The organism is Streptomyces sp. NPDC006552, from assembly GCF_040611655.1.
Lineage (GTDB): Bacteria > Actinomycetota > Actinomycetes > Streptomycetales > Streptomycetaceae > Streptomyces.
The window spans coordinates 20,284-29,950 of the sequence record NZ_JBEXOS010000082.1; the positions used below are offsets into that span (position 1 = coordinate 20,284).

The following is a 9,667-nucleotide window of genomic DNA, read 5'->3' on the forward strand; positions in this document are numbered from 1 at the left end:
TTGCGTGGGCGGCTGGAGGAAGAAGGAGCTCGCCTTCGTGGCGTCCCACCGTCGACCCAAGCAGCCGAGCCGCACCCGTGTGACCGTGCTCACCGCGACCGCAGCCGCTGCCGTGGCGCTCTCCGCGCAGGCCGCCAACGCCGCGCCGAAGCCCGACAAGAGCGAGGTCAAGGCCAAGGTCGACAAGCTCTACGAAGAGGCGGAGAAAGCCACCGACCTCTACAACGGGGCCAAGGAGAAGCAGCAGAAGCTCGAGCAGGAGATCGGCGACCTCCAGGACAAGGTCGCGCGCGGCCAGGAGGACCTGAACGAACTGCGCACGGGCCTCGGTTCGCTCGCCAGCCAGCAGTACCGCTCCGGCGGCATCGACCCCTCCGTCCAGCTCTTCCTCTCCGCCGACCCGGACGACTACCTGGACAAGGCGTCCACGATCGACTCGCTCAGCGCCCAGCAGCTGCAGTCGCTCAAGAAGGTCCAGGACAAGCAGCGCACGCTGGCGCAGGAGCGCGCCGAGGCCTCCGAGAAGCTCAAGGACCTCGCCGACACCCGCACCGAACTGGGCAAGAAGAAGAAGGAAGTCCAGAGCAAGCTCGGCTCCGCGCAGAAGCTGCTCAACACCCTGACCGCCGCCGAGCGCCAGAAGATGGCCGACGCCGAGACCCGCGCGAGCCGAGGCTCCGCCGGCCGCGTCGACCTCGGCAGCGAGGTGCCCGCCTCCCAGCGCGGCGGCGCCGCCCTGAGCGCGGCCGCCACCCAGCTCGGCAAGGCCTACGTCTCCGGTGGCACGGGCCCCAACTCCTACGACTGCTCTGGCCTCACGCAGTGGGCGTACGCGCAGGCCGGTGTCTCCCTGACCCGGACCACGTACACCCAGCAGAACGACGGCACCAAGATCGGCATGAGCCAGCTCAAGCCCGGTGACCTCGTCTTCTTCAACAGCCTCGCGCACGTGGGCCTCTACGCCGGCAACGGCCAGGTGCTGCACGCCCCGCACCCCGGCGCCGTCGTCCGCTACGAGTCGATGAGCACGATCGGCTCGTTCCAGTTCGGCGTCCGCATCTGACCTCACGGCCCCGCCCGAGCGGCGCGGAAAACGAGCCCGTTCGGGCGAATTCCGGTTCCGCTCGCTGACCCCACGCCCCGCCCATGACCTGCGTCAGAGGCGGGGCGTCGTGGTGTGCGCCCCCGAACGGTCGTTGGCCAGGCGGTAGTCGCGCGGCTACTGTCGGCGCGCATTCCCCGATCACGGGGACCGTCAGCGCTCGTGCAGCGCTTCGCCAGCGGAAGGGAAACGGCTGCCTGTGGGGTCCCATCGCCGCACCGCGCACTCCGGTCTCTCGGATCTCGACCGGAACACCCGTGCCACCGTCCTGACCGTGGCCGCCGCCGCTTCGGCCGCGGCAGCCCTCGGCGCGGCCCCCGCGGGCGCCGCCCCGCAGGACAGGCCGGCCGACACCAAGGCGGCCGTGGACCGGCTGTACGAGCAGGCGGAGTCCGCCACCGAGGCGTTCAACAAGGCCGACGAGCGGGCCGACCGGCTCCGCGCCGACCTCGCCGCCTCCCAGGACCAGGTGGCCCGGGGCCAGGAGCGGATCAACCGGATGCGCCGGGCGCTCGGCATGGTGGCCGGCGCGCAGTACCGCTCCGGCGGCCTGGACCCCTCGCTCGCCCTGATGTTCTCCTCCGACCCGGCCGCCTACCTCGACCGGGCCGGCACCCTCGACCGGATCAGCGCGCGGCAGGCCGGCGAGCTGAGCGAACTGCAGACCGCGCAGCGGGAGCTGGCGCAGGAGCGCGCCGAGGCGCAGCGCAAACTGGCCGCGCTGGACAAGAGCCGCAAGGCCGTCGCGCAGCACAAGCGGACGGTCGAGGCGAAGCTGTCGACGGCGCGCCGGCTGCTCAACTCGCTGCCGGACGGCGACCGCGCCGCCTACGAACGGGCCTCCCGCGGCGACGCCCGCCCCGACCTGGCCGGCGCCGGCCCCGCGTCCTCGGCCCGCGCGGCCGCCGCCCTGGCCGCCGCGCAGTCGGCGCTCGGCAAGCCGTACGTCTGGGGTGCCAACGGGCCCTCCGGGTTCGACTGTTCGGGGCTGATGCAGTGGTCGTACGGGCGGGCCGGGGTCGGTCTGCCGCGCACCTCGCAGGCGCAGCGGTACGCGGGCCGGCAGGTGCCGCTCTCCCAGGCGCGCCCCGGCGACCTCGTCGCCTACGGGTCCGACGCCCACCACATCGCCATCTACGCCGGCAACGGTCAGGTCATCCACGCGCCGTACCCCGGCGCCCCGGTCCGCTACGACCCGGTCGGCATGATGCCGGTCTCCTCCGTGACCCGGGTCTGAGCCCGCCCGCCGGGGACACCGTACGATCGGGAAGGTGGCTGGTCGAGGGCGTGCGGTGGACAGGGCGGGGTGGCTCGTGGTCGCCGGCGCCCTGGTGGCCGGGGCCTGCGGCTGCGGGGCGGACGGCCTGCGCGGGGACGCGCGTTCGGCCGCCGTGCAGGACGTCCTGGACAAGCGGGCGCGGGCCGTGCTCGACCAGGACGGCGCGGCCTACCGGGCGACCGGGGGCGCCGACCCCTACCTGCTGCTCGATCTCGCCGCGGTGCCGCTGGACTCCTGGGCGTACCGGCTGACCCGGCTCGACGGCTCCGGCACCCGGGTCCACGCGGCGGCCGAGCTGCGGTACCGCGTCGACGGGTACGACAAGGAGCCGGTCGTCGCGGAGCGGACCCTGACGCTGCTGCGCAAGGACGGGCGCTGGCGGGTGGTGGACGACGAGCCGGCCGCGAAGTCCGGGCAGCAGCTGTGGGAACAGGGCCGGGTCACCGCCGTGAAGGGCGCGCACAGCCTCGTGCTCGGCGTGGACCAGCAGCGGTCGGTGCTGAAGTCGTACGCCGCCATCGCCGACGAGGCGGTGCCCGCGGTGACGGACGCCTGGGGGAAGAAGTGGGCGCGCCGCGTCGTCGTCATGGTCCCCGGGTCCCTGGACGGGATGGGCGACCTGCTGGGCTCCCCGGCCGCGAACTACCGCGGGATCGCGGCCGTCACGACGGGGGAGGCGGGCGGAGCGCGCACGGCGCCCGCGGACCGGGTCATCGTCAACCCCGAGGCGTACGGGGTGCTCGGCGCCTTCGGCAAGCAGGTCGTCCTCACCCACGAGACCGCGCACGTGGCCACCCGCGCCGTGACGACGCCCGCGACGCCGCTGTGGCTGTCGGAGGGGTACGCGGACTGGACGGGGTACCGCAGGACGGGCCGGACCCCGGCCGAGGCCGCCCCCGAGTTGCGGCGGGCCGTACAGCAGGGCACGCCGCCGGGGTCACTGCCCGAGGACGCGGACTTCGGGTTCAGCGGCGACGCGGGCAGGCTCGCGCGGGCGTACGAGAGCGGCTGGCTGGCCTGCCGGATGATCGCGGACCGGTGGGGCGAGGCGAAGCTCAACGGCTTCTACGCGGCGGTCGGGGGGCACCGGCGGCGGGCCGGGGCGGTGGACGAGGCGCTGCGCAGCGTCCTCGGACTCGACGAGGACGACTTCACGGCGAAGTGGCGGGCGTACGTGCGCGGCGAACTGGGCTGAGCGGTACGCCGGGTGACCGCGCCGGTGAGCGGGCGTCACCGCCCGGAAGGGGCCGCTTCGCTGAGATCGGAACGCGCCGCGTGCGGTGGGGCCGGAACAGGGGTGCTCGCGCGGGGCCCGGCCACCGTCGCCCGCCACAGCCGCCGGCAGGCGCTGAGCGTCGCGGCGACCAGAAGCCCGTTGCGGACCAGCAGCAGCGTGAGCCCGAGGGTGTCGCTGGCGACCACATGGGAGAACCACAGCGGGAACTCCAGGAACGTCACGAACGTCGCCCCGAGCACCAGCCACACCGGCAGCGTCATCCGGCTGTCATGGAACAACAGGCACACGGCCGCGAGACCGACGAGCCAGAGCATGTACTGCGGACTGATCACCCGGCTCGTCGTGGTGAACAGCAGCACCGCCGTCAGCGCCGCGTCGGCCGGCGTCCCCGCCCCCCAGGCCCGCGCCCGCAGCCGCCACAGCACCAGCCAGCCGAAGGCGAGCACCGTCAGCCCCTGCGCGAGGACGCTGACCAGGTGCACGGACGGGCCGAGGAACTCGACCGAGCCGTAGTTCAGCTGCACCGTGCCCGACCAGCCGAACCGCCGCGCCACATGGAAGACCAGCGCGCCCAGCGACTCCACCTCCGTACCGCGGTCCCGCTGGAAGGTCAGGAAGGCGAACGCGCCCGGCATCGCGACCACGAAGGTGAGCGCGAGCCCGCCCGCCGTCATCGCGGCGACGCCCCACGCCTCCCGGGTCGCGCGGCCGCGCCGGACCCCGACGAGCAGCAGCGCGGGCCACACCTTGAGCAGCGCGCCGACCGCCGCCACCACCCCCGCCGCCTTCGGGTGCCGGGCCGCCGCCAGCAGCGCGGCGACCGCGACGGCGGTGACCATCACGTCGTAGCGGGCGTACACCGTCTGCCCGAGCAGCGGCAGGCCCGCCACCCAGACCCAGACGCCCCGCCGCGCCATGCCCCGGCGGTCGGCGTACAGCAGCATCAGGAAGACGGCCGCGTCCGCCAGGAACGCCAGCAGGAAGAACGCCGAGGGGTACGACAGGAAGGGGAGCACCGCGGGGGAGAGGATCGCGACCGCCGCGGCCGGCGGGTACTGCCAGGTGACGTCGTCCAGCGGAAACGTTCCGGTACGCAGGACCTCGAACCAGCCCTGGTAGATCACGGAGACGTCGCTCGTGACGTCCGGGCCGGGGACGACGACCACCTTGAAGACGCACAGCAACAGCAGCGTCCTGGTCAGCGCCCAGACGGCAAGGAGTGCTGCGGGATTTCGCGTCTTCATTCGAACCATCATGCCGGGCGGAACCGTGTGGTGGCCATGGACCGAGGCGGCGTGGCGGTTTCCCGCGGGCGCGTTCGGTACTGTCGGCGGCGATGGACAAGACGAACAAGACGCTGGTCGTGACCAACGACTTCCCGCCCCGCCCCGGCGGCATCCAGGCCTTCCTGCACAACATGGCGCTGCGCCTGGACCCCGAGCGGCTCGTGGTCTACGCGTCCACGTGGAAGCGGGGCCGGGAAGGCGCCGAGGCGACCGCGGCCTTCGACGCGGAGCAGCCGTTCACCGTCGTACGCGACCGGACGACGATGCTGCTGCCGACGCCGCGCGTGACCCGGCGCGCGGTGGGTCTGCTGCGGGAGCACGGCTGTACGTCGGTGTGGTTCGGGGCGGCCGCGCCGCTCGGCCTGATGGCGCCGGCGCTGCGCCGGGCGGGGGCGCGGCGGCTGATCGCGACGACCCACGGGCACGAGGCCGGCTGGGCCCAGCTGCCGGGCTCGCGCAGTCTGTTGCGGCGGATCGGCGAGTCGACGGACACGATCACCTACCTCGGCGAGTACACGCGCCGGCGGATCGCGGGGGCGCTCACGCCCGCGGCGGCCGGGCGGATGGTCCAACTGCCGCCCGGGGTCGACGAGAAGACGTTCCACCCCGGGTCCGGCGGGGACGAGGTGCGGGCCCGGCTCGGGCTGACGGACCGCCCGGTCGTGGTCTGCGTCTCGCGGCTCGTGCCGCGCAAGGGGCAGGACACGCTGATCCTCGCGATGCCGCGGATCCTGGCCGCCGTGCCGGACGCGGTGCTGCTCATCGTCGGCGGCGGCCCCTACGAGAGGGAACTGCGGGCGCTGGCCGGGGAGAGCGGGGTCGCGGACTCCGTGCGCTTCACGGGGGCGGTGCCGTGGGCGGAGCTGCCCGCGCATTACGGGGCCGGTGACGTGTTCGCCATGCCGTGCCGGACGCGGCGCGGGGGGCTGGATGTGGAGGGGCTCGGGATCGTCTACCTGGAGGCGTCCGCGACAGGGCTGCCCGTGGTGGCCGGCGACTCCGGTGGGGCGCCGGACGCGGTCCTCGACGGGGAGACCGGGTGGGTCGTGCGCGGGGGTGTCCCCGAGGAGGCGGCCGACCGGATCGTGGCGTTGTTGGGGGACCCGGAGTTGCGGCGGCGTATGGGGGAGCGGGGGCGGGCGTGGGTCGAGGAGCGGTGGCGGTGGGATCTCCTTGCGGAGCGCTTGCGGGGGTTGTTGTAGCGCCCACCGGGGTGCGGGGCGCGCCTGTCTCGCGACCGCGGGCCGGTGGGGGCGGGTCGCGCAGTTCCCCGCGCCCCTGGAGCATGCGGCTTCGCCGCAGCTCCATGAGATGGCGCACGGAGTGCGCATCTCAGGGGCGCGGGGAACTGCGCGACCAGCCACGACGAGAGCCGCACCCGCGAGCGGCGACGAACCCCTACGGCGCTGGCGCGACTCAGCCCCGGTAGATCGCCTCGATCTCGTCCGCGTAATCCTTCGCCACAACGTTCCGCTTGAGCTTGAGCGAGGGCGTCAGATGACCGGACTCCTCCGTGAACTGGGCGCCCAGGATGCGGAACTTGCGGACCGACTCCGCCTTGGACACCGCCGCGTTGCCGTCGTCCACGGCCGTCTGCACCGCGGCCAGCAGATCCGCGTCGCCCAGCAGGGACGCCACCGTCGCGTCCGCGGGCTTGTCGTGGTCCGTGGCCCACTTGCCGAGGAACTCCTCGTCGATGGTGACGAGGGCGCCGACGAACGGCCGCCCGTCCCCGACCACCATGCACTCCGCGACGAGCGCGTGCGCCCGGATGCGGTCCTCGATGACGGCCGGGGCGACGTTCTTGCCGCCCGCCGTCACGATGATCTCCTTCTTGCGGCCGGTGATCCGCAGGTACCCGTCCTCGTCGAGCGTGCCGATGTCACCCGTGTGGAACCAGCCGTCGGCCAGCGCCTCGTCCGTGGCGCCCTCGTTGTTCCAGTAGCCGGTGAACAGGTGCTCGCCGTGGAGCAGGACCTCGCCGTCGTCGGCGATGCGGACCACGGAGCCCGGCAGCGGCTGCCCGACCGTGCCGATCTTCTGCCGGTCCCACGGGTTGAAGGCGGTGGCGGCGCAGGACTCGGTCAGGCCGTAGCCCTCCAGGACCGTGAAGCCGATGCCGCGGAAGAAGTGCCCGAGCCGCTCGCCCAGCGGCGCCCCGCCCGAGATCGCGTACTCGCCGCGCCCGCCCAGCACCGCGCGCAGCTTGCTGTAGACCAGCTTGTCGAACGTCTTGTACTTGAGCTTGAGGGCCAGCGAGGGGCCCTTGGCGGTGTCGAGCGCGCGGCTGTACTCGATCGCCGTGTCCGCCGCCTTGTCGAAGATCCTGCCCTTGCCCTCGGCCTGCGCCTTGGCCCGCGCGGAGTTGTAGACCTTCTCGAAGACGCGCGGCACGCCGAGGATCAACGTCGGCCGGAACGCGGCGAGTTCGTCGGTGAGGTGCTTGATGTCCGGGGCGTGGCCCAGCTTGATCGGCGCCATCAGCGAGGCCACCTCGACCAGGCGGCCGAAGACGTGCGCGACGGGCAGGAAGAGGAGCACCGAGCACTCGCCCGTGCGGAACAGGGGCTTCAGCCGCTCCACCACGTTGCCGCACTCCGCGAAGAAGCTGCGGTGCGTCAGCACACAGCCCTTGGGGCGGCCCGTGGTGCCGGAGGTGTAGACGATCGTCGCCGGGTCGTCGGCCTTGGCCGTGCCGCTGCGCTCCTCCACCGTCGCGTCCGAGACCTCGGCGCCGGTGCGGTTCAGCTCCTCGACGCCGCCCGCGTCGAGCTGCCAGACGTGGCGCAGCTCGGGCAGCCCGTCCCGGACCGCGGCGACGGCCGCGGCGTGCCCGGCCGACTCGACGACGATCGCGACGGCGCCGGAGTCGCCGAGGATCCACTGGATCTGCTCGGCCGAGCTGGTCTCGTAGACCGGGACGGTGATCGCGCCGGCGCTCCAGATCGCGAAGTCGAGCAGGGTCCACTCGTAGCGCGTACGGGACATGAGGGCGACGCGGTCGCCGGGGCCCACGCCCGCGGCCACGAGGCCTTTGGCGGCGGCCCGCACCTCGGCGAGGAACTGGACCGAGGTGACGTCCGTCCAGACGCCGTCCACCTTGCGGCCGAGGACGGCGACGTCCGGATGCTGCGCGGCGTTTCTGCGGACGATGTCGGTCAGATTGCCGTCCGCGGGGACCTCGTACAAAGCCGGAAGGCTGAACTCGCGCAAGACTGCTGCTCCTCATAAGGCGCCGGCGCCACGACTCTGTGTGCTGCGTCGGTGCGGTCCAAGATCGGGCAGGTGCTCAGGACCCGGTCGACGGACACGGTGCTGCCGAGGCGGTGATTGAACTGAGCACGACTGGACTGCCCGGACGTTACCCACCGGTATGGCTTTTTCGGTAGGGGGTCCAGACCAGATGTTCGCTGCGTCACACGTCACGGCGGTGCACTGCGCACAGTAGTCCACGCGTTTCACGACTGAGAAGTAACCGCAGGTCCGGCCCCCTCTACCGACCGTAGAACCGTCGACCTAGGGTGATCGCATGCGCGTACATGTGATCAGCGATGTGCACGGAAACTCCACCGACCTCGCACGGGCCGGCGACGGCGCCGATGCCCTCGTCTGCCTCGGTGACCTGGTCCTCTTCCTGGACTACGCCGATCACTCGCGCGGCATTTTCCCCGACTTGTTCGGAACCGAGAACGCCGACCGGCTCGTCGAGCTGCGTACGGCCCGCCGCTTCGACGAGGCGCGCGCGCTCGGCGCCCGGCTCTGGGCGGGCGTCGACCGCCGCCCCGCCATCGAGAAAGCGGTGCGCAAGCAGTACGCGCAGCTGTTCGCGGCCTTCCCCACTCCTACGTACGCCACCTACGGCAATGTCGACATGCCGCACCTGTGGAGTGAGTACGCGGGCCCCGGGACCACCGTGCTCGACGGGCAGCGGGCCGAGATCGGCGGCTGGGTCTTCGGCTTCGTCGGCGGCGGCCTGCGCACCCCGATGCGCACCCCGTACGAGATCGACGACGAGGAGTACGCCGCCAAGATCGAGGCCGTCGGCGAGGTCGACGTGCTGTGCACGCACATCCCGCCCGAGGTGCCCGAGCTGGTCTACGACACGGTGGCCCGCCGCTTCGAGCGCGGCAGCCGCGCCGTCCTGGAGGCGATCCGCCGCACCCGGCCCCGCTACAGCCTCTTCGGCCACGTCCACCAGCCGCTCACCCGGCGTATGCGGATCGGTGCCACGGAGTGCGTCAATGTCGGCCACTTCGCGAGCGCGGGCCGGCCCTGGGCCCTGGAGTGGTGACGGCGGGGCCGCTCACGCGCGGTAGCCTGCACGCGAGACACACGCCCGCACGCCGGACCGCATCTGGAGGAGCCACCGCGATGGCGGAACACACCAGCTCGAGCATCACGATCGAGGCGGCACCGGCCGACGTCATGGGAGTGATCGCCGACTTCGCCCGCTACCCGGACTGGACGGGCGAGGTGAAGGAGGCCGAGGTCCTCGGGACGGACGCGGCGGGCCGCGCCGAGCAGGTCCGGCTCGTCATGGACGCCGGCGCGATCAAGGACGACCAGACCCTGAAGTACACCTGGACCGGTGCGAACGAGGTGTCCTGGACCCTCGTCAAGTCGCAGATGCTGCGCTCGCTCGACGGGTCGTACGAGCTGCGGCCGGCCGGGACGGGCACCGAGGTCACCTACTCGCTCACCGTCGACGTGAAGATCCCCATGCTCGGGATGATCAAGCGCAAGGCCGAGAAGGTCATCATCGA

8 protein-coding genes are annotated in these 9,667 nt (G+C 72.7%); 6 read left to right on the top strand and 2 right to left on the bottom strand.

The window, feature by feature from the left end:
* The first annotated feature begins 37 nt into the window (after positions 1-37).
* From ABZY33_RS32095 to ABZY33_RS32105, 3 genes are all read left to right on the top strand, one after another.
* The gene (locus ABZY33_RS32095; protein ID WP_356495232.1) at positions 38-1,063 is read left to right on the top strand and encodes an NlpC/P60 family protein; all 1,026 of its coding nucleotides are present in this window, start codon (positions 38-40) and stop codon (positions 1,061-1,063) included.
* Between the two features lie 238 nt (positions 1,064-1,301).
* Positions 1,302-2,339, top strand: a complete 1,038-nt coding sequence (locus tag ABZY33_RS32100) for an NlpC/P60 family protein (RefSeq protein WP_356495233.1) — start codon at positions 1,302-1,304, stop codon at positions 2,337-2,339.
* A 94-nt stretch (positions 2,340-2,433) separates the two neighbouring features.
* Positions 2,434-3,576 (top strand): hypothetical protein, encoded by a 1,143-nt coding sequence (locus ABZY33_RS32105; protein ID WP_356495240.1) that lies wholly within the window; start codon positions 2,434-2,436, stop codon positions 3,574-3,576.
* A 35-nt stretch (positions 3,577-3,611) separates the two neighbouring features.
* Here ABZY33_RS32105 and ABZY33_RS32110 read toward each other — a convergent pair whose 3' ends face one another.
* Positions 3,612-4,862: a glycosyltransferase 87 family protein gene (locus ABZY33_RS32110; protein WP_356495234.1), complete on the bottom strand. Its 1,251-nt coding sequence runs from the start codon at positions 4,860-4,862 to the stop codon at positions 3,612-3,614.
* 92 nt (positions 4,863-4,954) lie between these two features.
* On the opposite strand from ABZY33_RS32110, the gene ABZY33_RS32115 reads away from it, so the two are divergent.
* Positions 4,955-6,106, top strand: coding sequence for a glycosyltransferase family 4 protein (locus ABZY33_RS32115; protein WP_356495235.1), 1,152 nt, complete (start codon positions 4,955-4,957; stop codon positions 6,104-6,106).
* 214 nt (positions 6,107-6,320) lie between these two features.
* Here ABZY33_RS32115 and ABZY33_RS32120 read toward each other — a convergent pair whose 3' ends face one another.
* Positions 6,321-8,117 carry an AMP-dependent synthetase/ligase gene (locus ABZY33_RS32120; RefSeq protein ID WP_356495236.1) on the bottom strand — a complete coding sequence of 599 codons (1,797 nt, stop codon included), beginning with the start codon at positions 8,115-8,117 and terminating at the stop codon, positions 6,321-6,323.
* Between the two features lie 316 nt (positions 8,118-8,433).
* Between ABZY33_RS32120 and ABZY33_RS32125 the strand changes: the two genes are divergently transcribed.
* Both ABZY33_RS32125 and ABZY33_RS32130 read left to right on the top strand, forming a co-directional pair.
* On the top strand, positions 8,434-9,195 hold the full coding sequence (locus ABZY33_RS32125) for a metallophosphoesterase (RefSeq protein WP_356495237.1): 762 nt from the start codon (positions 8,434-8,436) through the stop codon (positions 9,193-9,195).
* Between the two features lie 80 nt (positions 9,196-9,275).
* Positions 9,276-9,667 (top strand): SRPBCC family protein (locus ABZY33_RS32130; protein WP_356495238.1); only part of this gene is annotated, 392 nt, incomplete at its 3' end.

Excerpts from the sequence above, each read along its gene's own strand:
- ABZY33_RS32125 (WP_356495237.1), top strand. The coding sequence starts at position 8,434 with ATGCGCGTACATGTGATCAGCGATGTGCACGGAAACTCCACCGACCTC.
- ABZY33_RS32115 (WP_356495235.1), top strand. The coding sequence starts at position 4,955 with ATGGACAAGACGAACAAGACGCTGGTCGTGACCAACGACTTCCCGCCC.
- ABZY33_RS32110 (WP_356495234.1), bottom strand. The coding sequence starts at position 4,862 with ATGAAGACGCGAAATCCCGCAGCACTCCTTGCCGTCTGGGCGCTGACC.